Source organism: Streptomyces sp. S.PNR 29, assembly GCF_030386795.1.
Classification (GTDB): domain Bacteria; phylum Actinomycetota; class Actinomycetes; order Streptomycetales; family Streptomycetaceae; genus Streptomyces.
The window spans coordinates 47,366-69,666 of sequence record NZ_JANUQM010000013.1; the positions used below are offsets into that span (position 1 = coordinate 47,366).

A 22,301-nucleotide genomic window follows, 5' to 3' on the forward strand; every position below is an offset into this window, starting at 1 on the left:
GCGTCCGCTCCTGCCGTGAGAACATTAGTTTTTGGCCCAGCGCACTGACAGTCAAGTGTGTGCAATCGTAACGGCGTCAATTTCGTTTGACTGAAGGACAGTTTCTGCCTAGGGTGCAGATTTGGTAAGTCACTGAGTGATTTATTTCCTTCTTCAGGGGGTTTGGCGTGAAGTTTTCGCGTCGGGTCATGGCTGTGTTCGCGCTCGGGGCCGCTGCTGTATTGGGCAGCGCTGGATCGGCGGCAGCAGACTCTATCGTTTTTACCAATCCGACCGCGGCCGGCTACGGTACTTTCACATCCAACGGGGAAACGGTCGCTGTTTGTGATACGCGTGCCGATGGCTACGGTGTGAACTTTTTCCTTACGGACCGCGTGAGCGGTGCGCTGCTCGGCAAGGGCAAAGCAGGCGGAAAAGGCAAGTGCGAGAATTACGACTTCGATCTGGCCGAAGGTCGGGCTGTCTGTCTTGACGTGTCGCTTTACAAGGACGGAGTAATCAAGGACGGCTCCGGCAACACAGGATGCACAACAGCCTGATCAGGCGTACATGCACGAAGATGAGGGTGGGACTCCTTTCGGTAAGGAGTCCCACCCTCATCGCTTGCTCAGCTGACTACTTTGATGTCCGCCACTCGGCCGCGCCATTTTCCGTCGTTCTGCAACGGGAGCTCGGTCAGCCACACCAGGACGTACCGCGTTTTCAGGGACTTGCCGGGTTTGAGGTTCACGGTCGTCCCAGAACCTTCGGCAACCTTGCTGTAGGCGTCGAAGGACGTCGGCTCCGAATTCGCGTCCGCGCTCGCGCTGCGGAGTTCGACCGAGGTGTCCCCCATGAAGCTGACGGTCACCTCCCCGACCTGCTGAACCTTGCCGAGGTCGAGGATGATGCCGACGCCCTGCTTCAGGCGGCCGAAGTCCGCGCTCAGGTAGTAATCCGTCTGCCAATACGTGGCTGTGCTGTTGTCGTAGACCTTCCCTATGGCGGACGGCTTTTCGGACTGGTCGCCGAAGGGATCGAAGTCGCGGGCACTGCTGATGGCGATCGGCTTGCCGGACGCCGGCTTCTTCGGGGGCTTGTTGCTCCCGTCCGTCGTCTGCGTCGGGTTCGGATCCTCGGCCTTGCCGCCCTGCTCCATGAGCGCGTCCGCGAGCTGCCAGCTGCCCAGACCCAGCGCGGCGATCAGCAGCGCCGACACGGCCCACTTCAGTGCCTTGCCGGTGCGGCTCTGCAGCGGGGGCGGAGGGGCCGGCACCGGCTGGGTGGCGCCAGGGCGCGGCGCCGGGCGGCCGTACGTGCCCTGCTGGTACGTCGTGCGCTGGTACTCGGGCGGTGCGGTGAACGCCGGCTCCGGCGGGCGGATGCGGGGCATCTCGCCGATCGCCTTCACCAGCTCCTCCGGCGTGGTGCAGGGGGACTCGTGGCGGGAGGCGGTGGCGCCGTCGTTGACGAGGGCCCGCATGGCCAGCTCCGACAGTCCGCGGTGGACGCCGGCGCGCACCTGGTCGGGCGCGATCAGGCCGACGTCCTTCGGCAGGCCGGACAGGCCGTAGGCGTCGCTCTCGTACGGCCAGCGCTGCGTGAGCGCCGCGTACAGCAGAGCGCCGATGGCCTCGGTGTCCGTGCGCTGCGGAGTGTCGGAGCTGATGCCGCGCAGCGCGGCGTTCACAGCGAGGCCGCGGATGCGCCACTGGCCCGTGGAGGTGCGCAGGACGGCGTTGGGGTTCAGGCGCAGATGCGCGAGGCCCTCGCGGTGGGCGGCCGCCATGGCGGAGGAGATCTGGCTGACCATCTGGTAGGCGTCGTACGGCTCCAGCGGGCCGGAGGCGAGGAGCGTGGTCAGTTCGGTGGCGTCGGGGAGCCACTCGTGGACGACGTAGACGAGGTCGTTCTCGTCGACGGCGTCCAGCACCTGGACGAAGCGGGGGTCGCCGAGCAGCGCGGAGGAGCGGGCCGCAGCCAGCACGGAGCGGGCCCGGGCGTGGTCTGCGGGCAGGATGTGGACGCCGACGGCGCGCCGGAGCTTCTCGTCCACGGCTCGCCAACTGCTGAATCCGTCCAGACGGGTGACGCACTCTTCGAGGCGGTAGCGTCTGGCGAGTTTGTGGCCGCTGTGCAGTTCGGGAGTTGAGGCCTTCCCGGAACCCTCCGTCCCGGCGCTCCCCTGTGCCTCGTCGCTGTCCGTGTCCCGCTCCCGGTTCTTGGCCACCCCGTCGGCCGTGGACTGGTCCGCCTGTGCGGTCAGCGACTCCTCGCCGCTGTTGTCTGCCACGTCGACGGCAGCTGTGCTCCGTTCCGCCACCGTCGTTCCTGCCTCCCCATCCGTTGCGCGCCGGCCGACACCTGTGCGCGCCGTCCGACGCCGAAACCAATTGTGCCCACAGTCCGCCGCTATGCACGACACGCGGTGGCGGACGATGGTTGTGCGCCTACCCCCCGTCTCAGCGTCCCAGGCGCCCGCGGACCATGCCGACCAGCGAGTTGAGTTCCTCGATGCGCATGCGACGGGCGGCGACGAAGAAGATCGCGAGCAGGACGGCCCCGCCCGCCAGCAGCGCGGCGAAGGAGCCCAGGACTCCCTGGCCGAGCGTGTGACCGATCCCGTAGCAGGCCGCGCCGCTGAGCAGGGCGGCCGGGACCGAGGCGATGGCCAGCCGGGCGTACGTCCGCAGCACGCGGGCGCCGTCCAGGTCCCCGCTCAGCCGCTTGCGCAGCCGGCGCCAGGCGACGCCGACGCCGATCGCGTAGGCCAGGCCGTAGGAGGCGGCCATGCCGACCACGGCCCAGCGGGACGGGATCAGGAGGTAGCAGAGCCCCGAGGCGCCCGCGTTGACCGCGGCCACGATGACCGTGTTGTAGAAGGGCGTGCGGGTGTCCTCGTAGGCGTAGAAGGCGCGCAGGACGACGTACTGCACGGAGTACGGGATCAGACCGAGGCCGAAGGCCATCAGCATGTAGCCCATGTTGGTGGCTTCGCTGGTGCCCGAGGAACCGAAGATGAGCGTGCACATCGGGATGCCGAGCGAGACGAAGCCGAAGGCGATGGGCACGATCGCGACGGCGGTGGTGCGCAGGCCCTGCGAGATGTCGTCGCGGACGGCTCCGGCGTCGTCCTCGGCCGCCGAGCGGGAGATACGCGGCAGCAGCGCGGCCATCAGGGAGACCGTGATGATGGCCTGCGGCAGTCCCCAGATGAGCTGGGCGTTGGCGTAGGCGGCGAAGCCCGTGCCCTCGACGTCGGAGTCGATGCCGGCGGCGGTGGACAGCTGGGTGACCACGAGGGCGCCCGCCTGGTTGGCCAGGACGAACAGGATCGTCCACTTGGCGAGCTTGGCGGCCTTGCCGAGGCCGTGCCCCTTCCAGTCGAAGCGCAGCCGCAGCCGGAACCCGGTCTCGCGCAGGTAGGGGATCATCGCCAGAGCTTGGACGACCAGGCCGAGCAGGACACCGACGCCGAGGAGCCGCTGGCCCGCCGGCGGGATGTTCGTGACCTGCATGCCGGAGTCCGCCGACGTGCCGTAGACCCAGATGAACATCCCCAGCGTCACGATGATGACGATGTTGTTCAGGACCGGGGTCCACATCATCGCGCCGAAACGGCCGCGAGCGTTGAGGATCTGACCCATCACCACGTGGATGCCCATGAAGAAGATCGAGGGCAGGAAGTAGCGGGTGAAGGTGATGGCGACCTCGTTGGCCGCAGGGTCGCTGGCGACGGGGTTCGACAGCGCGCGGACCAGAAGCGGCGCGCCGAACCACGCGAGCGCGGTGAGGGCGGCCAGGGCCACCATCACCAGGGTCAGCAGGCGGTTGGCGTAGGCCTCACCGCCGTCCTCGTCCTCCTTCATGGCGCGGACCAGCTGCGGCACGAAGACGGAGTTGAGTCCGCCGCCGACGGTGAGGATGTAGATCATCGTGGGCAGCTGGTAGGCGACCTGGAAGGTGTCGCCGAGGAGGCCGACGCCCAGTGCCGAGACGATCAGCGCTGACCGGATGAAGCCGGTGAGGCGGGAGACCATCGTGCCCGCCGCCATCACGGCGCTGGACTTCAGCAGGCCACCGGCCTTGCCGCTCTTCTTCGGGGCCGGGGCCGGAGCGGGCGTGGGGCCCTCGGCGGCGGGGCCTTGCTGTCCCTGCCCGTGGCCGGGGGCCGGGGAGGGGCCGGGGACCGAGGGCGAGGCCTCGTACGCGGGGTGGCCGCTGCTCTGCTGCTGGTCTCTGAACAGATGGGCGAAGGCGTCCGGCTCGTGGCGCTCCTCGCCGGCCTGGGTGACCAGGTCGTCCACGCCCACGAACTGGGTCGTCCGGGGGTCGTCGCCGTACGGCAGGTACTGCGTCGGGCCCTCAGGCTCGGGCGCCGGGGGCTGGGCCCATACGTGCGGGTCCGGGGCGTGGGGCGACTGCGGCGGCTGGGCGTACAGGGGTTGCTGCGGCTGGTAGGTGCCGGGCGGCGGCGGGGGGTGCGCGGCGCGGTCGTAGAGCGCCTCGGCGACGGGATCCTGCGCGGAGAGGTCCTGCGCCCGGTACGGATCCTGGGCGTAGGCGTCCTGGAGGTACATGTCCGCGGGCGGCTGCGGCGGCACCTGGCCGTGCTCGGGCGGCGGGCCCTCGGGGTAGCCCGAGCTGCCCGCGGCCTGGCCGCGGTCACCGTCGTACGGCGCGTTCATGGTTACCCCACCTCATCGTCCCGGGCCCACCGGCCACGACATCCTCAACGGTCCACTCTCTCACCCGTGCCGGACGGGTCGGCGTTTTCCGCTGCGGTGTCCGGTGCCGGGTCACTCGGCTGCTCCGGGGCGTCTGCCCCCGACGCGGCCTCGGACTCCCCCTTGGGACGGTCTTCGGAGCCCTCCTGGTTCTCCGTGCCGTCGTCGGGGCCGTCGGCCTCGTCGGGACCGTCCTCGTCCGCCTCACGGGCGGCCGCACGCTTGCGTTGCGTGTACATCCGGAAGCCGGCGAGGACGAGCAGCAGGACGCCGCCGCCGATGACCAGCATCACCGTGGCCGTGATCTCGGTGACCTTCACGTCGAAGGTGACGGCCTCGCCGTACTTCTGGCCGTCCTCGGTGTACAGCTGGGCGACCACCGTAGCGCGGCCGTTGGCGTTGGCCGACGTGGTGAACTTCACGGACTGGCTGTGGCCGCCGGAGACCGAGACGCGCTGTTCCTCGTAGGCGGAGTCGCCGATCTTGAGGCGGGTCGGGTTGGTCGAGCTGAGTCGCAGCACCAGGTGGTCGACGGGCTGCACCAGGTTGTTCTGCACGGTCACGGGGATGGTGGCGCTGCGGCCGGAGAGCTTGGTCTCCGACTTGTCGATCAGCTTCACCTGATCGGTCAGGTCGTCGAGGTAGGACTCCACCCCGCTGCGGAAGCTGCTCGCCTCCATGGCCCGGCCGCGCCACGACGTGGACATCTCGCGGTTCATGGCCCGCCCGAAGGGGGTCACCACCCGGGACTGGTCGGCCAGGATCACCTTGAAGTTGTCGAGCTTGTCCTGCGTCCTCGCGATCTGCTGGAACGCCGACCGGGGCAGCTCCTGCTTGCGCAGCGAGGACGGGTACGAGGAGGCCGACGGCACCTTCGTGGTGGCGGCCGGGTCCGGCTTGGCCGCGGCGGCCGCCGTGAGGTCCTGGGCCTGTGACCAGGTCCCGCTCTGCAGGGCCGTCACCGCTTGCGCCATCGCCTGTGCCTGGCTGGCGGACGGCATGCGCTGCGGGGCGACGACGATGCTGCGCTGCTTGCCGGTCTGGAGGCCGAGCGTCAGGCTCTGGGCGAGGAACCGCTGCGTCGCGAGCGTGGACGCGGAGGCCTTCGTCAGGTCGCCTTCGAACGCCGTGGACAGCCTGGCGTCCGCGACGACCGCCGTCGTGCCACCGCCGATGGGGCGGGGTGCGGAGGGCGTGTACGGCAGGCCGCCGGTCTCCTGCAGGCTGTCGCTGCGGGCGATGACCTTGTCGGCGCCCGCGGACGTGGCGACCTTCACGATGGACGGGTCGATCGCGCCGTCCACGGGCCAGGCGAAGTCGGTGACCGGCCTCACGTGGAGGATCGGCTCCACGGTGTTGGCGACGACGTCGGTGGCGGTCTTGAGCTGGCTCAGTGAGCCGGTGACGTTCGTGCCGTTGTGAGCGAGTGAGGCCAGGTCCGGGTCGGCGAACGGGAGGGCGACGACCTCCTTGCCCGCCACGGCCTGCTGCAGCTCGGCGAGCCACTGCTTGGCGAGCGCCTGGTGCGTGCCGGAGGTGGTGCTGCTCCCGCTGCGGACCTTGTAGCTGCGCGTCATCGCGTCGACGGCGGCCAGCAGACCCGGGTCGATGACCCAGGTGACGTCGAGGTCCTTGCCCAGTGACACCATCTGGTCGAGGCGGCCGCCCGGGGAGATCTCCTCGGCCAGGTCGTCGTTGAGGAAGACCGGCGTCTGCTGGTCGTTCGCTCCCGTCTCGGCCGTCATGTGGACGGTGGAGACGAGCGGCCACAGGTACGTCGTCCTGGTCTTGGTACCGGCCTCGCCGGGCTGCCAGGGCAGGAACGTCCGCTGGATACCGAGGATCTGTTCCCATGGCTGCGCGGAGGTCTGGCCGGAGAGCGAGACGGCGAGCTGGTAGACGCCGTCCCGCCCGAGGTCCAGCTGGTCGACCGGCACGGAGATGGTGAAGGGCTCGGCGACGCCCGGAGTGAGCTTGGCGAACTTCTCGACGTACTTGCCGCCGACCTCCGGGCCGGCGGGGGTCCGGACGTCGTCACTGTCCTGGGCGACGGAGTCGATGCGCGAGCGGGTGGTCACCTGTGGGCCCACGCGCAGCCCGACGTGGGCGTCGGTGACCGCCTGCTTGCCATTGTTCGTCACCGTGCCCGACACGGTCAGTGTGTCCCCGTCCGTCGGGGCACTGGGGCTGAGCGAGTCGACGGCGACGGACACCGGGCCCGAACCGGCGTCGGCCTGCGTGGAGGCCTGAGCGTCGGCGTGTGCGGAACCGGTGGGCACCTGGACCAGGGCGGCCAGCAGCGGCGCTCCCGCGAGCAGTGCTGCGGTGCGCCGTAGCCACCGGCGGGCAGGTGAGGCACTGGTCCCCTGGAAGTCTGCCGCCTCGGCCACGCGCTCGCCCGTCCCTCGTCGTCGTCAGTGGTCGTCGGAAAGTGGTCGTCGGAATGTGCGTCCACGCATGGTAACGATGCCCGCTGAGGGGAAGTGCCGCGGTCTGCTCCACAAGATCGGGAGACGACGCCGGGCTGCCCTCTATGTACCCGTATAAAGGGGAGCACCGACGTACGTCTCAAGGGCTGCCCTTGTGCACGTATTGACTGAGCTGTCTGCGCGAGGTCAATGGGGGAGCTCGCGGACGCCCGGGCCACGTACCCTCTTCTGTTGTGCCGAACGCCAACGAAGACAACCCCAGTGCCCTGAGCCAGGCGCAGCACCGCGCGGTGAGTGAACTGCTGCGGGTCGCCCCTGTCGCCGACGACCTCGCCCGCCGCTTCCGGGAGGCCGGGTTCACGCTCGCCCTGGTCGGCGGTTCGGTCCGGGATGCGTTGCTCGGCCGGCTCGGCAATGACCTGGACTTCACGACCGACGCCCGCCCTCAGGACGTCCTCAAGATCGTGCGGCCGTGGGCGGACGCCGTCTGGGAGGTCGGGATCGCCTTCGGCACGGTGGGCGCCCAGAAGGATGCCCGCGTCGGAGACGCTGATCGGCGCTTTCAGATCGAGGTGACCACTTATCGGTCGGAGGCCTACGACCGCACCTCACGCAAGCCCGAGGTGTCGTACGGCGACTCCATCGAGGAGGACCTCGTCCGGCGTGACTTCACCGTGAACGCGATGGCTGTCGCGCTCCCGGAGAAGGAGTTCATCGACCCGCACGGCGGGCTAGACGACCTCGCGGCGCGCGTGCTGCGCACCCCGGGGACGCCCGAGGAGTCCTTCTCGGACGATCCGCTGCGGATGATGCGGGCCGCGCGCTTCGCGGCACAGCTCGACTTCGAGGTGGCCCCCGAGGTCGTCACGGCCATGAAGGAGATGGCCGGGCGCATCGAGATCGTCTCGGCGGAGCGGGTGCGGGACGAGCTGAACAAGCTGATCCTCTCCGCGCACCCGCGCAAGGGACTGACCTTGCTCGTCGACACCGGCCTCGCCGACCATGTCCTGCCCGAACTGCCGGCCCTGCGGCTGGAGAGTGACGAGCACCACCGGCACAAGGATGTGTACGAGCACACGCTGATCGTCCTGGAGCAGGCGATGGCGCTGGAGCACGAGGGCCCCGACCTGACCCTCCGCCTGGCCGCGCTGTTGCACGACATCGGCAAGCCGCGCACGCGCCGCTTCGAGAAGGACGGCCGGGTTTCGTTCCACCACCACGAAGTGGTCGGGGCGAAGATGACGAAGAAGCGCATGACCGCGCTCAAGTACTCCAACGACCTGGTGAAGGATGTCTCGCGCCTGGTCGAGCTCCATCTGCGCTTCCATGGCTACGGCACCGGTGAGTGGACGGACTCCGCGGTCCGCCGCTATGTCCGGGACGCCGGGCCACTGCTCGACCGTCTGCACAAGCTGACCCGCTCGGACTGCACCACGCGCAACAAGCGCAAGGCGGCCGCGCTGTCGCGTGCGTACGACGGTCTTGAGGAGCGCATCGCGAAGCTGCAGGAGCAGGAGGAGCTGGACGCGATCCGCCCGGACCTCGACGGCAACCAGATCATGGAGATTCTCGGCGTCCGACCGGGTCCGGTGGTCGGTCGCGCCTACCAGTACATGCTGGAGGTCCGTCTGGAGAACGGGCCCATGGAACATGACGCGGCGGTGACGGCCCTCAAGGAGTGGTGGGCCGCGCAGGAGGGCTGAGGCGCCGGCGGAGGTCATGTTTCACGTGAAACATGACCTCCGCCGGGAACGCAGAGGGGCGATGTTTCACGTGAAACATCGCCCCTCTGCGTGTGTGCCTTACTTCTTGTAGTCCTTCAGGCAGAGCAGGAAGTCCTTGCTGTCACCGCTCTCGGTGTACGTGTACTGGAAGTCCTTGGCCTCGGCCTCGCACTTGCTGGAGGCCATGGTCTCCGTGAGGTACGAGCCTTCGATCTTGGCCAGCACCACGTACTGGGCCTTCGTGTCCTTGCAGTCGACGACCTCAAGGTCCGGGTCGTTGTCGTTGGTGCTGCCGCGGTGCATGCAGTCACCGACCGCTGCCGTGTTCGCGTCGTCCCGGCTTGCTATGAAGCCGCCGATGGCGATGCCGACGACGGCCACCGCGATGACGATGTTCTTGATCGTCTTGAAGCTCAGCTTGCGGCCGGTCGGCTGCGGCGGGACCGGAGCGTACGGAGCGGCGCCCTGCTGGGGGAAGCCGGGCTGGCCGGGCTGCTGCGGGAAGCCGTCCTGGGGCGGGTACGGAGCCTGACCCGGGGCACCCGGGGCGCCCGGGGCCTGGCCGTAGGGCTGCTGGCCCTGGGCAAACGGGTTCTGGCCCTGGGGCGGCGGAGTCGTCACTTGGGGGTCCCCCTAGAAACATAGATGCGTGACGCGACCACGGCACGCAGAAATGACGCGAACATGGCGCGATATAAGACGCACGTAAGTTATCGGTCCCCACTGACAACTCAGTAGCCCAGGATGGCTCTGTGTCATTGATGTGACACTTACTGGTGCTCAAACCGGGCCATAGCGGCCGCTACTCCTCCGTAGATAACGGCGATCGTGACCACCAGCGGTATCGAGCGGCCGTCCGGCGGCAGCATCAGGGCGGCCACGGCGGCAGCTCCGACGAAGGCGACATTGAACAGCACGTCGTAGACGGAGAAGATCCGGCCACGGAAGGCGTCGTCGACCGACGCCTGCACGACCGTGTCCGTCGCGATCTTCGAGCCCTGGGTCGTCAGCCCCAGGACGAACGCCGCGACCAGCAGGGGAACGGTGGCGAACGGAAGGCCGAGGGCCGGCTCCAGCACCGCGGCTGCCGCGGCGCACACGACGATCCAGCGGCCGGGGCCCAGACGTCCCGCCGCCCACGGGGTCACGACCGCCGCCGCGAAGAAACCGGCACCGGAAGCCCCCAGCGCAAGCCCCAGCAGGGCGAGACCCTCGTCCGTGTCCGAGGTCAGGGAGTACCGGCACAGCATCAGCAGCATGACCAGCAGGGCGCCGTAGCAGAACCGCATCAGCGACATGGCGGCCAGCGCCCAGGCCGCCTCCCGGCGCGGCGGCGCCGCCAGGTGACGTACCGCTGCGGCCAGGTCGCGGGCCGTGCTGCTGAGCGCTGTGCCCAGCCCCGGCTGCGTGCGCGCGCGGTCGGGTCCCAGCAGGTCCGCCGCCATGCGCAGCGACGCCAATGCCCCGCACAGGTACAGAAACGCTCCCAGCAGCACCACGGCGGCGTCGGAGTCCGCGACCACCAGCCGCACCACGAAGGCCAGCCCGCCGCCCGCGGTGGCGGCGAGCGTCCCGGCGGTCGGGGACAGGGAGTTGGCGATGACCAGGCGCTCGGTGTCGACCACGCGGGGCAGGGCGGCGGACAGGCCCGAGAGGACGAAGCGGTTGACGGCGGTGACGCACAGGGCGGAGACGTAGAAGAGCCAGTCCGGGACGTGGGCGACGATCAGGACGGCCGTCGCCGACGCCATCAGGGCGCGCAGCAGGTTGCCGTAGAGGAAGACCTGACGCCGGCGCCAGCGGTCCAGCAGGGCACCGGCGAAGGGGCCCACCAGGGAGTACGGGAGCAGCAGCACGGCCATCGCGGAGGCGATCGCGGCGGCCGAGGTCTGTTTCTCCGGCGAGAAGACGACGTAGGCGGCGAGTGCGACCTGGTAGACGCCGTCGGCGCCCTGGGAGAGCAGGCGTACGACGAGCAGGCGTCGGAAGTTCCGGAAGTGGAGCAGGACGCGCAGGTCACGCACGACGGACATGGGGCACAGCCTCACATACGGGGAGGGTCCCCGGGCCGTGCGACCCGGGGACCCTCAACAGCCCACGAACGGAGCGTGGTTAGCGCTCGACCTCGCCCCGGATGAACTTCTCGACGTTCTCGCGGGCCACGTCGTCGAAGTACTGGACCGGCGGGGACTTCATGAAGTAGCTCGACGCCGACAGCACCGGGCCGCCGATGCCACGGTCCTTGGCGATCTTCGCGGCGCGCAGGGCGTCGATGATGACGCCGGCGGAGTTCGGCGAGTCCCAGACCTCGAGCTTGTACTCCAGGTTCAGCGGGACGTCACCGAAGGCACGGCCCTCCAGGCGGACGTAGGCCCACTTGCGGTCGTCGAGCCAGGCGACGTAGTCGGACGGGCCGATGTGGACGTTCTTCTCGCCGAGGTCCCGGTCGGGGATCTGGGAGGTGACGGCCTGCGTCTTGGAGATCTTCTTGGACTCCAGACGGTCGCGTTCGAGCATGTTCTTGAAGTCCATGTTGCCGCCGACGTTCAGCTGCATCGTGCGGTCCAGGATGACGCCCCGGTCCTCGAACAGCTTCGCCATGACCCGGTGCGTGATGGTGGCGCCGACCTGGGACTTGATGTCGTCACCGACGATCGGGACGCCCGCCTCGGTGAACTTGTCCGCCCACTCCTTGGTACCGGCGATGAAGACGGGCAGGGCGTTGACGAAGGCGACCTTGGCGTCGATGGCGCACTGGGCGTAGAACTTCGCCGCGTCCTCGGAGCCGACGGGCAGGTAGCAGACGAGGACGTCGACCTGCTTGTCCTTGAGGACCTGGACGACGTCGACCGGCTCCTCGGCGGACTCCTCGATGGTGGCGCGGTAGTACTTGCCGAGACCGTCGAGGGTGTGGCCGCGCTGCACCGCCACGCCGGTGCGGGGGACGTCGCAGATCTTGATGGTGTTGTTCTCCGAGGCGCCGATGGCGTCCGCGAGGTCGAGTCCGACCTTCTTGGCGTCCACGTCGAAGGCCGCGACGAACTCGATGTCACGGATGTGGTAGTCGCCGAACTGGACGTGCATCAGGCCAGGGACCTTGGACGCCGGGTCGGCGTCCTTGTAGTACTCGACTCCCTGCACCAGCGATGCGGCGCAGTTGCCCACGCCGACGATGGCTACGCGAACCGAACCCATTCCGGTTGCTCCCTGTGTGTACGAGTGAGGCCTTGGCAGTGGCCTCACGTGGCGGTGTCGCCGGGCGTATCCGGACCGGGGTCGTCCCCGGGCCGGGGCAGGACGCCCGGCGCTCCCTCTGTGGTGTCGCGAGCGGGTTCTCCGTGGGCGGAACCCTTCAGGTCCCGTCCCGCCCGCTCGCTCTCGATGAGCTCGTTCAGCCAGCGCACTTCGCGCTCCACGGACTCCATCCCGTGGCGCTGGAGCTCAAGCGTGTAGTCGTCGAGGCGCTCCCGGGTGCGGGCCAGCGAGAGGCGCATCTTCTCCAGGCGCTCCTCCAGCCGGCTGCGGCGTCCCTCCAGTACGCGCATGCGTACGTCGCGTGACGTCTGCCCGAAGAAAGCGAAACGGGCGGCGAAGTGCTCGTCCTCGTACGCGTCGGGCCCGGTCTGCGAGAGCAGCTCCTCGAAGTGCTCCTTACCTTCCGCCGTCAACCGGTAGACGATCTTGGCCCTGCGTCCGGTGAGTGGAGCGGCGGCCTCGGTGGTGTTCCCCGGCTCCTCGATCAACCAGCCGTTGGCGACCAGTGTCTTGAGGCAGGGATACAGCGTCCCGTAGCTGAACGCGCGGAACACTCCCAGTGACGTATTGAGTCGTTTACGCAGCTCATAGCCGTGCATCGGGGACTCGCGGAGCAGACCGAGTACGGCGAACTCGAGGATCCCGGAACGCCGGCTCATCGTCGCCTCCTCTCTGCCGCGAACGGGCCGTGACGGGCTCTTGGCGAGGCTTTATGCCGTGCTGATGTATCGACTCGATACATCACGACGATAGAACGACCTTCCGGGTGCGACAAGAGGGAGGGTGGTGAACGGGATCACATCCCCGATTCATCTGAAGCAAGTTGCCTGATTTGGGGTGAACTACAGGACACGGCCGGTTTTGGCGGTGCGTAGTCTGTGCGCCATGCATAGCACCGGGAACCGAGTGACCCCTGGAGGGCGTCGTTGTCCTTGGTGCAGTACGGGTGAATGCGGGACCGACCGCGTCCGTACTTCGGGGGGACCGGAAGCCAGCCGCCGTTTCCAGGCGCGCAAGGGTGCGCCTGCCCGAGGAGTAGTCGTTCGATGAGCGAGCACCGTCGCAAACCGCCGCAGCCGCAGGGAGGCGGACGTGCCGCGGCCCGACGCGGCCTGTCCGGCTCGTCCTCCGGCCGCCGCGCGGCACCGCGAGGCGCCACCGGGTCTCTGTCCGACTCCTATGGGTCGGGCTCGTACGACCCGGGAGGTGAGGAGCGTCCGTACGGTGGCCGCGCCGAGGCCCGGCGTGCGGCCCAGAGAAGCGGGGGTGGTCGCCGCAGAGCCCCCGAAGCGGGCCGCGGAGGCCGGCGCGCCGCTCCCGGTGGCCCGAACGGTCCGGGGCGGGGCAGAGGACCGGCTTACGACAAGAAGCGGATCATCGACTATCCGCGCGCGGGCAAGTACGGCTGGCAGCGCTGGATGCCGTCCTGGAAGCTCGTCACGGGCCTGTTCATCGCTTTCCTGGGCAGCCTGGTGGCCGTCGCGGGCATCGGTTACGCCATGGTCGGCAAGCCGGTCGTCGACAAGACGGCGACGGCGCAGAACAACGTCTACTACTGGTCCGACGGCTCCGAGATGGTGGCCACGGGTGGTGAGACGAACCGGCAGATCGTCAGCCTGGCGCAGATCCCCAAAGAGATGCAGTACGCGGTGATCTCGCAGGAGAACAAGACCTTCTACACCGACAGCGGCATCGATCCGAAGGGCATCGCCCGCGCCGTGTTCAACATGGCGCGGGGCGGCGAGACGCAGGGTGGTTCCACGATCACCCAGCAGTACGTCAAGAACGCGATGCTCAACGACCAGTCGCAGACGATCTCGCGGAAGTTCAAGGAGATCCTGGTCTCGATCAAGGTGGGCGCCGAGGTCCCGAAGGACCAGATCATGGAGGGCTACCTGAACTCCGCGTACTACGGACGCGGGGCCTATGGCATCCAGGCGGCCGCGCGCACCTACTTCAACAAGAAGGCCATCGACCTCAACCCGGGCGAGTGCGCCTTCCTGGCGGCGATGCTCAAGGGCGCGACGTACTACGACCCGGCCGGCAACGCCGCCATCGACCCGGTCAACGCCACCCCCGAGGCCAACCGCAAGCGGGCCTTGAGGCAGATGCAGGACACTCTCAACAAGATGGTCGAGTACGGCCACCTGGACGCCGGTGAACGGGCCAAGTACACCAAGCTCCCCAAGGTCCAGAACCCGCGGTCGAACACCCAGCTGAGCGGCCAGATCGGCTATCTCGTCGATCTCGCCAAGGGCTACGTGGTCAACAACTCGAACATCACCAAGGACGACCTGGACCGGGGCGGGTACTCGATCTACACGACCTTCGACAAGAAGAAGGTCAAGGAGCTCGAGGACTCGGTCAAGAAGGTCCAGAAGGCCAACATCAAGCCCAAGGAACGTCCGAAGACGGACACGCACGTCCAGTTCGGCGGCGCGTCGGTGGATCCGAAGACGGGTGCCATCAAGGCCATCTACGGCGGTGAGGACGCGACCAAGCACTTCACCAACAACGCCGACGTCACCGGCGCCCAGGTCGGTTCGACGTTCAAGCCGTTCGTGCTCGCGGCCGCCATGAAGTGGGGGGTGCGGAACCCGGAACTCGGCCCGGAGCAGGCGCAGGACGAGCGGACCAAGGTCTCCCCGAAGAGCTTCTACAGCGGCAAGAACAAGCTCAAGATCAAGGAGTACGACGGGGACATCTGGAAGAACGAGAAGGGTCAGGAGTGGCTGCAGGTCAACGACGGCGACCAGTCGTACGGCACTCCGCCGAACTACCGGATCGACCTTCGTGAGGCGATGAGGGAGTCGGTCAACTCCGCCTTCGTGCAGCTCGGCATGGACGTCGGGCTGGACAAGGTCAAGGAGGCCGCCGTCGACGCGGGCCTGAAGCCGGACAGCCTGGCCGGCACCGACTACCCGTCCTTCTCCATCGGCATCTCCGACCCCAGCGCGATCCGCATGGCCGGTGCCTACTCCACCTTCGCGGCCAGCGGCAAGCAGCGTGATCCGTTCTCCGTCACGAAGGTGACGAGCAAGGACGGCACGGTCTACCAGCACGAGACCAAGACCAAGGACGCGTTCACCGAGCAGGTGGCCGACAACGTCACGGACGTGCTGAAGACCGTGGTCGACAAGGGAACGGGTACCAACGCCCAGCTGCCCGGCCGTGATGTCGCCGGAAAGACCGGTACCACCGACGGCAACAAGTCGGCCTGGTTCGTCGGCTACACGCCGCAGTTGTCGACCGCGATCAGCATGTTCCGGTATCCGGACGACGAGAACGTGAAGAACCGCACCTTCCTGGAGATGTACGGAACGGGTGGCCAGAAGTCCATTCACGGTGCCTCATTCCCGGCCGAGATCTGGCACGACTACATGGAGCAGGCGCTGAAGGGTGAGGCGCCCGAGCCGTTCCCGACGCCGGAGCCCATCGGTGAGGTCGTGAACGACGTCCCGGTCCCGACGCCCACTCCCACCCCCTCGCAGACCGAGGAGGAGAGCAGTCCGTCGCCGAGTCCGACGCCCAGTGAGTCGCAGACCAGCCCGTCGCCCTCGCCGAGCGACTCCTGCTTCGGCTTCGGGTGCAGCGACAACGGCGGAGTGGGCAACGGTGGCACGGACGGGGGTGTGACCTCGTCGCCGTCGCCTTCAGGAACGGAAGAAACCGGGAACAGCAGGGGCAACGGCAACGGCGGAGGCCTCTTCGGAGGACCGACCGGGTAGCCGCACAACGCCCAGCATGGCTGTTTCACGTGAAACACGCGCATGTTTCACATGGAACGAGGGCCGCCGCACTCTTCAGGTGCGGCGGCCCTCGGCGTATTGCTAGGTGTGTACGGCAGGATGTGCGGCATGGCCAGTGCAGAATCCACGCAAGCGAGCGTGCGCGAGTCGGAGCCGGTGCGGCCGACCCAGGAGGACGAGATCGCCGCGAGCGGCAGCGAGCTGATCGGCGGCCCCCTCGGTCGGCGTGCCCTGCTCGGCACGTCCTGGTGGACCCCCGTCCGGGTGGTCGCGCTCGTGGCGATCGGCATGTTCGCCCTCGGTCTGGTCCAGAAGGCGCCCTGCTACAACGGCGCCTGGTTCTTCGGCGCCAGCTCGCAGTACACGCACGCGTGCTACTCGGACATCCCGCACCTCTACCAGGGGCGCGGCTTCGCCGACGGGCTCGTGCCGTACTTCGACAAGCTCCCCGGCGACATGCAGTACCTCGAGTACCCGGTGCTGACCGGTGTCTTCATGGAGGTGGCCTCCTGGCTCACGCCCGGCAGCGGCACCATCCAGCACCAGGAACAGTGGTACTGGATGGTCAACGCCGGGATGCTGATGGCGTGCGCGGCCGTCATCGCCGTCTGCGTGGCCCGTACGCACGCCCGGCGCCCCTGGGACGGCCTGCTCGTCGCCCTGGCGCCCGCCTTCGCGCTGACGGCGACGATCAACTGGGACCTGCTGGCGGTCGCTCTGACGGCCGCCGCGATGCTGATGTGGGCGCGGGGCCGCTCCCTCGCCTTCGGTGTCCTGCTGGGGCTCGCCACGGCCGCGAAGCTCTATCCGTTCCTGCTGCTCGGTCCGCTTCTCGTGCTGTGCTGGCGTGCGGGGAAGTGGCGGGACTTCGGGAAGGCACTGCTCGGTGCGGTCGTCGCCTGGATCGTGGTGAACGGGCCGGTGATGCTCTTCGCCTTCGAGGGCTGGTCGAAGTTCTACACCTTCAGCCAGGAGCGGGGCGTCGACTTCGGTTCCTTCTGGCTGATCCTGGCCCAGAACTCGACCGATCCGCTGAGCACCGACACCGTCAACACGCTCGCCACGCTGCTGATGCTGCTGTGCTGCGCGGGTGTCGCGGCGCTCACGCTGACCGCGCCACGTCGTCCGCGCCTCGCCCAGCTCGCCTTCTTGATCGTGGCGGCGTTCATCCTCACCAACAAGGTCTACTCGCCGCAGTACGTCCTGTGGCTGGTGCCCCTGGCCGCGCTGGCCCGGCCGAAGTGGCGGGACTTCCTGATCTGGCAGGCGTGCGAGGTGGCGTACTTCCTGGGCATCTGGATGTACCTCGCGTATACGACCAGCGGTGACGCCCACAAGGGCCTGCCGACCGACGGCTACCACTGGGCCATCGGCCTGCACCTGCTGGGGACGCTCTACCTGTGCGCCGTGATCGTGCGCGACATCCTCATGCCGGACCGGGACCCGGTGCGCCGGTCGGGCGACGACGATCCCTCGGGCGGCGTTCTCGACGGCGCGGAGGACGTCTTCGTCCTCGGCCCGGCGGCCCATCCCCCACGGCATGCGGCCCACTTCGACGGACCGACGGTGGAATGGGGTGCGCGGAGGGCGACCGACGGTTCGCCCTGAGCGAACGCGACACCATGGGAAAGGCCGTACACGGATGGACCGTGTACGGCCTTCCTGCTGCCGCTTGCGCTCAGTGGTCGACGAGCCGGTCGAACTGCGTGGTGGTGTGCCGCAGATGGGCCACGAGCTCCTCGCCGACCTTCGGCTCCGGGGCGTCCGCGGGTACGAAGAGGATCGAGACCTGCATGTGCGGAGGCTCCGCGAACCACCGCTGCTTGCCACCCCAGACGAACGGAGAAAGGTTCCGGTTCACCGTGGCCAGGCCGGCCCGGGCGACGCCCTTGGCGCGCGGCATGACGCCGTGCAGGGCCTTGGGGGCCTCCAGACCCACCCCGTGCGACGTACCGCCCGCCACGACCACCAGGAAGCCGTCCGAGGCCGCCTTCTGCTGCCGGTAGCCGAAGCGCTCGCCCTTGGAGACCCGCGTGACGTCCAGGACGGCGCCGCGGTACTCGGTGGCCTCGTGGTCCCCCAGCCACAGCCGCGTGCCGATGCGTGCGCGGAAGCGGGTCTGCGGGAACTGCTGCTGCAGCCGGGCCAGTTCCTCGGCCTTGAGGTGGCTGACGAACATCGTGTGCAGCGGCAGCCGGGCGGCGCGCAGGCGGTCCATCCAGCCGATGACCTCCTCGACGGCGTCCGAGCCGTCGGTGCGGTCCAGGGGCAGGTGGATGGCGAAGCCCTCCAGCCGGACGTTCTCAATGGCGGCGTGCAGCTGAGGCAGGTCCTGCTCGCTGATGCCGTGCCGCTTCATCGAGGACATCACCTCGATGACCACGCGGGCGCCCACGAGGCCGTACACCCCGTCGATCGACGACACCGAGCGCACGACCCGGTCGGGCAGCGGAACGGGCTCCTCGCCGCGCCGGTACGGCGTCAGCACCAGCAGGTCACCGCTGAAGAAGTCCTTCGTCCGGGCGGCCTCGTACGTCGTGCCCACGGCGAGGATGTCGGAGCCCAGCCGCGTGGCCTCCTCCGCCAGCCGCTCGTGCCCGAAGCCGTAGCCGTTGCCCTTGCAGACCGGTACGAGCCCCGGGAACTGCTCCTGCACGTGCTTGTGGTGCGCCCGCCAGCGCGCGGTGTCGACGTAGAGCGTGAGCGCCATGGCCGGACCTGGAACCTTTCTCGTTGCTGCGGTGAATCAGAGGTGGGGAAGCTTGCGGAACGCGTGGTCAGCGGCGCGACATGTAGATGTCGAGCGCCTTGTGGAGCAGCTTGTTCAGCGGGAAGTCCCACTCGCCGAGGTACTCGGCGGCCTGGCCGCCCGTGCCCACCTTGAACTGGATCAGACCGAAGAGGTGGTCGGTCTCGTCCAGCGAGTCGGAGATGCCGCGCAGGTCGTACACGGTGGCGCCGAGGGCGTAGGCGTCGCGCAGCATCCGCCACTGCATCGCGTTCGAGGGCCGGACCTCGCGGCCGATGTTGTCGGAGGCGCCGTAGGAGTACCAGACGTGCCCACCGACGATCAGCATGGTCGCCGCCGAGAGGTTCACACCCTCATGGCGGGCGAAGTACAGCCGCATGCGGTTGGGGTCCTCGCTGTTGAGGGCCGTCCACATGCGCTGGAAGTAGGACAGCGGGCGGGGCCGGAAGTGGTCGCGCACAGCCGTGATCTCGTACAGGCGCTGCCATTCCTCAAGGTCCTGGTAGCCGCCCTGGACGACCTCGACGCCGGCCTTCTCCGCCTTCTTGATGTTGCGGCGCCACAGCTGGTTGAAGTTCTTGTGGACCTCTTCCAGGGAGCGGTTGGCGAGCGGCACCTGGAAGACGTAGCGGGGCTGTACGTCGCCGAATCCGGCGCCCCCGTCCTCGCCCTGCTGCCAGCCCATGCGGCGCAGCTTGTCGGCGACCTCGAAGGCCCGGGGCTCGATGTGGTCGGCCTCGATGTCGCGCAGCCGCTTCACATCCGGGTTCTGGATGCCCTGCTTGATGGAGGCGGCCTCCCAGCGCCGGATGACCACCGGAGGGCCCATCTTGACCGAAAAGGCACCCTGCTGCTTGAGGTGCGCCAGCATCGGCTCCAGCCATTCCTGGAGGTTCGGAGCGAACCAGTTGATGACCGGGCCCTCGGGCAGATAAGCGAGGTAGCGCTTGATCTTCGGCAGCTGCCGGTAGAGGACGAGGCCCGCACCGACCAGTTCGCCCGTCCGGTCGTCGAACCAGCCGAGGTTCTCCGAGCGCCATTCCGCCTTCACGTCCGCCCAGGCCGGGACCTGCATGTGGCTCGCCGCCGGCAGGCTCTGGATGTAGGCCAGATGCTGCTCGCGACTGATGGTCCTCAGGGTCAGGCTCATTCGGGGCGCTCCTCGGGCTGGTGTGTCCCCATGGGTACAGGGGCTCCGGCTCTCGCGCCGAAGCCTACTGCGCCTCGGCAGCGCCCCGACTGGGCATACGGCAGCTTCCCCCCGGCCTGCGGGCGCCGGAGTGTGTCGCGTTGCTCTATTCGTGTTCGAAGGACGGTGTCCCTGGCGTCAGTCGAAGAGACCGCCGAAGAGGCCGCCGTGGGCCATGCCCAGGAAGAAGCCGACCCCTGCGGCACCCAGGCCCAGGATCAGCCCGAACCGCTCGCGGGTCGTCTCCGAGACCCACTGGCCGTACGCGCCGGTGAGGATGCCCACCAGGCCGGTCCAGGAGCTGAGCAGGTGCAGGTCGTCGTCGACGAGCGCGGTGACGAACGACGTGATGCCCAGCACCAGAGTCACCGCGAGCAGGGTGTCCTGGAGGGGGTGGGGTTTTCCGTCCGTGGCGAAGAGGCCTCCGGCGGTGTTGGGTCGCATTGCCTGTGCCATAGGGCACCTCCTGCGAAAGGCGGCGGATCGTAGCGCCATACACACCCGATGCGTACAGATTGGCCGCCCTGGCGGCCGGATTTCAACCGGACGACGGTGTGCGGGTACTCTGTACCGTCTGCACCGGTGTCTGCCCGGGCACAGCCAGAAAGGGGTCGGATCCGTCCGGCCGGTCCTGGCGAGGCAGCCCTGGGAAACCGTCGACCGACCCCGATTGTCAGTGGCGGCCGATACCGTTGCGTACGCATCACAACCCTCCTGCCACGGAACGACCGTGGCCGCTGAGTCCAAAGGAGGTGGGTTCCACATGCGTCACTACGAGGTGATGGTCATCCTCGACCCCGATGTCGAGGAGCGCTCTGTCTCCCCGCTGATCGAGAACTTCCTTTCTGTCGTCCGTGACGGTGGCGGAAAGGTCGAGAAGGTCGACACCTGGGGCCGTCGTCGTCTCGCGTACGAGATCAAGAAGAAGCCCGAGGGCATCTACTCGGTCATCGACCTGCAGGCCGAGCCTGCGGTCGTCAAGGAGCTCGACCGCCAGATGAACCTGAACGAGTCGGTCCTCCGGACCAAGGTCCTCCGCCCCGAGACCCACTGAGCTCTCCCGCTCAGCTGATCTCGGGAATCGAGTAGCAGCACAAGCAGCCAGCAGCAAACCCGCCGAGAGGTTCACCCATGGCAGGCGAGACCGTCATCACGGTCATCGGCAATCTTGTCGACGACCCCGAGCTGCGCTTCACCCCGTCCGGTGCGGCCGTCGCGAAGTTCCGTGTCGCGTCCACTCCCCGCACCTTCGACCGCCAGACGAACGAGTGGAAGGACGGCGAGAGCCTCTTCCTGACCTGCTCGGTCTGGCGCCAGGCGGCGGAGAACGTCGCCGAGTCGCTCCAGCGAGGCATGCGCGTCATCGTGCAGGGCCGGCTGAAGCAGCGGTCCTACGAGGACCGTGAGGGCGTCAAGCGCACGGTCTACGAGCTGGACGTCGACGAGGTCGGCGCCAGCCTGCGCAACGCCACGGCCAAGGTCACCAAGACCTCCGGCCGCGGTGGCCAGGGCGGTTACGGCGGCGGTGGCGGCCAGGGTGGCGGCGGCTGGGGCGGCGGCCCCGGTGGCGGCCAGCAGGGCGGCGGTGCCCCTGCCGACGACCCGTGGGCGACCGGCGCTCCCGCCGGTGGCGGCCAGGGCGGCGGCTGGGGCGGTGGCTCCGGCGGCGGTGGCGGCTACTCGGACGAGCCCCCCTTCTAAGGGCGGGTTCGCACCCCAACTTCTTGATCACACAGGAGAAACACCATGGCGAAGCCGCCTGTGCGCAAGCCGAAGAAGAAGGTCTGCGCTTTCTGCAAGGACAAGGTCACGTACGTGGACTACAAGGACACGAACATGCTGCGGAAGTTCATTTCCGACCGCGGCAAGATCCGTGCCCGCCGCGTGACCGGCAACTGCACGCAGCACCAGCGTGACGTCGCCACGGCCGTCAAGAACAGCCGTGAGATGGCGCTGCTGCCCTACACCTCCACCGCGCGCTAAGGGAAGGGTGACCTACTCATGAAGATCATCCTCACCCACGAGGTCTCCGGCCTCGGCGCCGCCGGCGACGTTGTCGACGTCAAGGACGGTTACGCCCGCAACTACCTGATCCCGCGGAAGTTCGCGATCCGCTGGACCAAGGGTGGCGAGAAGGACGTCGAGCAGATCCGTCGTGCTCGCAAGATCCACGAGATCCAGACCATCGAGCAGGCCAACCAGGTGAAGGCCCAGCTCGAAGGCGTCAAGGTCCGCCTGGCCGTCCGCGCCGGCGACGCCGGTCGCCTCTTCGGTTCCGTCACCCCGGCCGACATCGCTTCGGCGATCAAGGCCGCCGGTGGTCCCGAGGTCGACAAGCGCCGCATCGAGGTTGCCGCGCCGATCAAGACGCTGGGCGCTCACGAGACGTCCGTGCGTCTGCACCCCGAGGTTGCCGCCCAGGTCAACATCGAGGTTGTCGCGGCCTGATGGCTGCGCTCGGCTTGCAGAGCTGAGAAGGGGCCGCACCTGCGAGGGTGCG

Annotated in this window: 18 protein-coding genes; 8 read left to right on the forward strand and 10 right to left on the reverse strand. The window is 68.3% G+C overall.

The features are described from left to right. Positions 1 to 188 precede the first annotated feature (188 nt). Positions 189 to 539, forward strand: coding sequence for a hypothetical protein (locus NW895_RS30500; RefSeq protein ID WP_289939623.1), 351 nt, complete (start codon positions 189 to 191; stop codon positions 537 to 539). Between the two features lie 68 nt (positions 540 to 607). On the opposite strand, the gene NW895_RS30505 is transcribed toward NW895_RS30500, so the two are convergent. The 3 genes from NW895_RS30505 to NW895_RS30515 all read right to left on the reverse strand — a co-directional run bounded on the left by NW895_RS30505 (position 608) and on the right by NW895_RS30515 (position 7,096). Further along, positions 608 to 2,302 carry a protein kinase family protein gene (locus tag NW895_RS30505; protein ID WP_289939624.1) on the reverse strand — a complete coding sequence of 565 codons (1,695 nt, stop codon included), beginning with the start codon at positions 2,300 to 2,302 and terminating at the stop codon, positions 608 to 610. A 139-nt stretch (positions 2,303 to 2,441) separates the two neighbouring features. Continuing rightward, positions 2,442 to 4,667 (reverse strand): murein biosynthesis integral membrane protein MurJ, encoded by a 2,226-nt coding sequence (gene murJ, locus NW895_RS30510; RefSeq protein ID WP_289939625.1) that lies wholly within the window; start codon positions 4,665 to 4,667, stop codon positions 2,442 to 2,444. 44 nt (positions 4,668 to 4,711) lie between these two features. Then, complete coding sequence (locus tag NW895_RS30515) at positions 4,712 to 7,096, reverse strand: DUF6049 family protein (protein ID WP_289939626.1); 2,385 nt, start codon at positions 7,094 to 7,096, stop codon at positions 4,712 to 4,714. A gap of 272 nt (positions 7,097 to 7,368) precedes the next feature. Here NW895_RS30515 and NW895_RS30520 point away from each other — a divergent pair, with 272 nt between their 5' ends. Further along, entirely contained in the window at positions 7,369 to 8,838 is a 1,470-nt protein-coding gene (locus NW895_RS30520) for a CCA tRNA nucleotidyltransferase (RefSeq protein WP_289939627.1), read from the forward strand. 99 nt (positions 8,839 to 8,937) lie between these two features. Here NW895_RS30520 and NW895_RS30525 read toward each other — a convergent pair whose 3' ends face one another. The 4 genes from NW895_RS30525 to NW895_RS30540 all read right to left on the reverse strand — a co-directional run bounded on the left by NW895_RS30525 (position 8,938) and on the right by NW895_RS30540 (position 12,773). After that, entirely contained in the window at positions 8,938 to 9,480 is a 543-nt protein-coding gene (locus NW895_RS30525) for a hypothetical protein (protein WP_289939628.1), read from the reverse strand. A gap of 149 nt (positions 9,481 to 9,629) precedes the next feature. Continuing rightward, positions 9,630 to 10,892 (reverse strand): MFS transporter, encoded by a 1,263-nt coding sequence (locus NW895_RS30530; protein ID WP_289939629.1) that lies wholly within the window; start codon positions 10,890 to 10,892, stop codon positions 9,630 to 9,632. A 79-nt stretch (positions 10,893 to 10,971) separates the two neighbouring features. Continuing rightward, the gene (locus NW895_RS30535) at positions 10,972 to 12,054 is read right to left on the reverse strand and encodes an inositol-3-phosphate synthase (protein ID WP_289939630.1); all 1,083 of its coding nucleotides are present in this window, start codon (positions 12,052 to 12,054) and stop codon (positions 10,972 to 10,974) included. A gap of 44 nt (positions 12,055 to 12,098) precedes the next feature. Continuing rightward, on the reverse strand, positions 12,099 to 12,773 hold the full coding sequence (locus NW895_RS30540) for a helix-turn-helix transcriptional regulator (RefSeq protein ID WP_289939632.1): 675 nt from the start codon (positions 12,771 to 12,773) through the stop codon (positions 12,099 to 12,101). A 387-nt stretch (positions 12,774 to 13,160) separates the two neighbouring features. On the opposite strand from NW895_RS30540, the gene NW895_RS30545 reads away from it, so the two are divergent. Both NW895_RS30545 and NW895_RS30550 read left to right on the forward strand, forming a co-directional pair. Further along, complete coding sequence (locus tag NW895_RS30545) at positions 13,161 to 15,842, forward strand: transglycosylase domain-containing protein (RefSeq protein ID WP_289939633.1); 2,682 nt, start codon at positions 13,161 to 13,163, stop codon at positions 15,840 to 15,842. A gap of 120 nt (positions 15,843 to 15,962) precedes the next feature. Beyond that, the gene (locus NW895_RS30550) at positions 15,963 to 17,471 is read left to right on the forward strand and encodes a glycosyltransferase 87 family protein (protein ID WP_289939634.1); all 1,509 of its coding nucleotides are present in this window, start codon (positions 15,963 to 15,965) and stop codon (positions 17,469 to 17,471) included. Between the two features lie 70 nt (positions 17,472 to 17,541). Here the strand turns inward: NW895_RS30550 and NW895_RS30555 are convergent, their stop codons facing one another. The 3 genes from NW895_RS30555 to NW895_RS30565 form a co-directional block, all read right to left on the reverse strand. After that, the gene (locus tag NW895_RS30555; protein ID WP_289939636.1) at positions 17,542 to 18,573 is read right to left on the reverse strand and encodes an alanine racemase; all 1,032 of its coding nucleotides are present in this window, start codon (positions 18,571 to 18,573) and stop codon (positions 17,542 to 17,544) included. 67 nt (positions 18,574 to 18,640) lie between these two features. After that, positions 18,641 to 19,762: a peptidoglycan bridge formation glycyltransferase FemX gene (femX, locus tag NW895_RS30560; protein ID WP_289939638.1), complete on the reverse strand. Its 1,122-nt coding sequence runs from the start codon at positions 19,760 to 19,762 to the stop codon at positions 18,641 to 18,643. Positions 19,763 to 19,939: 177 nt separating this feature from the next. Next, a complete protein-coding gene (locus NW895_RS30565) occupies positions 19,940 to 20,257 on the reverse strand; it encodes a hypothetical protein (protein ID WP_289939640.1) in 318 nt (105 codons plus the stop codon). A 307-nt stretch (positions 20,258 to 20,564) separates the two neighbouring features. On the opposite strand from NW895_RS30565, the gene rpsF reads away from it, so the two are divergent. The 4 genes from rpsF to rplI all read left to right on the forward strand — a co-directional run bounded on the left by rpsF (position 20,565) and on the right by rplI (position 22,249). Then, complete coding sequence (gene rpsF / locus NW895_RS30570; RefSeq protein WP_289939642.1) at positions 20,565 to 20,855, forward strand: 30S ribosomal protein S6; 291 nt, start codon at positions 20,565 to 20,567, stop codon at positions 20,853 to 20,855. A gap of 77 nt (positions 20,856 to 20,932) precedes the next feature. Next, entirely contained in the window at positions 20,933 to 21,502 is a 570-nt protein-coding gene (locus NW895_RS30575) for a single-stranded DNA-binding protein (protein ID WP_289939643.1), read from the forward strand. 45 nt (positions 21,503 to 21,547) lie between these two features. Continuing rightward, positions 21,548 to 21,784, forward strand: coding sequence for a 30S ribosomal protein S18 (gene rpsR, locus NW895_RS30580; protein ID WP_003949403.1), 237 nt, complete (start codon positions 21,548 to 21,550; stop codon positions 21,782 to 21,784). An 18-nt stretch (positions 21,785 to 21,802) separates the two neighbouring features. Then, positions 21,803 to 22,249 (forward strand): 50S ribosomal protein L9, encoded by a 447-nt coding sequence (rplI, locus tag NW895_RS30585; protein WP_289939644.1) that lies wholly within the window; start codon positions 21,803 to 21,805, stop codon positions 22,247 to 22,249. The last annotated feature ends 52 nt before the right edge of the window (positions 22,250 to 22,301 follow it).

Excerpts from the sequence above, each read along its gene's own strand:
- NW895_RS30530 (WP_289939629.1), bottom strand. The coding sequence starts at position 10,892 with ATGTCCGTCGTGCGTGACCTGCGCGTCCTGCTCCACTTCCGGAACTTC.
- NW895_RS30550 (WP_289939634.1), top strand. The coding sequence starts at position 15,963 with ATGTGCGGCATGGCCAGTGCAGAATCCACGCAAGCGAGCGTGCGCGAG.
- NW895_RS30540 (WP_289939632.1), bottom strand. The coding sequence starts at position 12,773 with ATGAGCCGGCGTTCCGGGATCCTCGAGTTCGCCGTACTCGGTCTGCTC.
- rplI (WP_289939644.1), top strand. The coding sequence starts at position 21,803 with ATGAAGATCATCCTCACCCACGAGGTCTCCGGCCTCGGCGCCGCCGGC.
- rpsR (WP_003949403.1), top strand. The coding sequence starts at position 21,548 with ATGGCGAAGCCGCCTGTGCGCAAGCCGAAGAAGAAGGTCTGCGCTTTC.
- NW895_RS30575 (WP_289939643.1), top strand. The coding sequence starts at position 20,933 with ATGGCAGGCGAGACCGTCATCACGGTCATCGGCAATCTTGTCGACGAC.
- murJ (WP_289939625.1), bottom strand. The coding sequence starts at position 4,667 with ATGAACGCGCCGTACGACGGTGACCGCGGCCAGGCCGCGGGCAGCTCG.
- rpsF (WP_289939642.1), top strand. The coding sequence starts at position 20,565 with ATGCGTCACTACGAGGTGATGGTCATCCTCGACCCCGATGTCGAGGAG.
- NW895_RS30555 (WP_289939636.1), bottom strand. The coding sequence starts at position 18,573 with ATGGCGCTCACGCTCTACGTCGACACCGCGCGCTGGCGGGCGCACCAC.
- NW895_RS30565 (WP_289939640.1), bottom strand. The coding sequence starts at position 20,257 with ATGGCACAGGCAATGCGACCCAACACCGCCGGAGGCCTCTTCGCCACG.
- femX (WP_289939638.1), bottom strand. The coding sequence starts at position 19,762 with ATGAGCCTGACCCTGAGGACCATCAGTCGCGAGCAGCATCTGGCCTAC.
- NW895_RS30545 (WP_289939633.1), top strand. The coding sequence starts at position 13,161 with ATGAGCGAGCACCGTCGCAAACCGCCGCAGCCGCAGGGAGGCGGACGT.
- NW895_RS30535 (WP_289939630.1), bottom strand. The coding sequence starts at position 12,054 with ATGGGTTCGGTTCGCGTAGCCATCGTCGGCGTGGGCAACTGCGCCGCA.
- NW895_RS30500 (WP_289939623.1), top strand. The coding sequence starts at position 189 with ATGGCTGTGTTCGCGCTCGGGGCCGCTGCTGTATTGGGCAGCGCTGGA.